This window comes from Pseudomonas edaphica (genome assembly GCF_005863185.1).
Lineage (GTDB): Bacteria > Pseudomonadota > Gammaproteobacteria > Pseudomonadales > Pseudomonadaceae > Aquipseudomonas > Aquipseudomonas edaphica.
This window is the reverse complement of the sequence record NZ_VBVZ01001109.1, coordinates 1-681: the sequence shown is the minus strand read 5'-3', so window position 1 is coordinate 681 and position 681 is coordinate 1. Positions and strand designations below refer to the sequence as shown.

Sequence of the window (681 nt, the reverse complement as noted above, 5' to 3'; positions counted from 1 at the left end):
GTGTTGGCGTGCCTGCCGAGTGAGTCGGTGCATGTGTTGCCGCTGCTGGGTATTCACCCGCAATTTCAGGGCAAACACTACGGCGAGCAACTGTTGCAGGCGGTGCACAACTGGTGCGCCGAGGACCCGCATTCATCCGGTGTGGTGCTCGATACCGGCAACTCGCGCTATCTGGATTTTTACAAGCGCCAGGGCTATGAGGAAATCGGTGAAGTGGCGGTAGGACCTGTCCTGGAGCATGTGTTTTTTCATCCCAATCCCCAGGCGTTACATGCTGCAACGGCTTGAGACAGAATTATTCAGACAATTCCGGGTTCAAAGAGTCTCCCCAGCTGTGTAGCATCCGCGCCTATGAAGCTTCCAGGAAGATTTACCAGCGGCTTGGTTCTGCTGTTCACAAGCTGCGGCGTATTTGCGCAAAGCGAATTGGACGTGCGCATCAAGCCATCAAACGACGCGTTGAAAGCCAACATCGAAGGCTATATCGGCGGGGTTGGCGATCGTGATGAAGAAGCCTTGCTGCGGTTCAGCCGTGGCGCCGAGGAGCAGGCCCGCAAGGCGGCCCAGGCTCTGGGCTTCTATCAGCCGCAGATTTCCAGTGACGTGAAGGGCGGCAAGAACCCGCGCCTGACCCTCACCATCGACCCCGGCGAGCCGGTGCATCTGCGCAACGTGACCATT

Annotated in this window: 2 protein-coding genes; both read left to right on the top strand. The window is 57.9% G+C overall.

Annotated elements, in window-relative coordinates; all coding sequences use genetic code 11:
- Positions 1 to 288 (top strand): GNAT family N-acetyltransferase (locus FEM54_RS33545; protein WP_138454398.1); only part of this gene is annotated, 288 nt, incomplete at its 5' end.
- 63 nt (positions 289 to 351) lie between these two features.
- A partial coding sequence (locus FEM54_RS33540) for a POTRA domain-containing protein (protein WP_276614995.1) occupies positions 352 to 681 on the top strand: 330 nt, incomplete at its 3' end.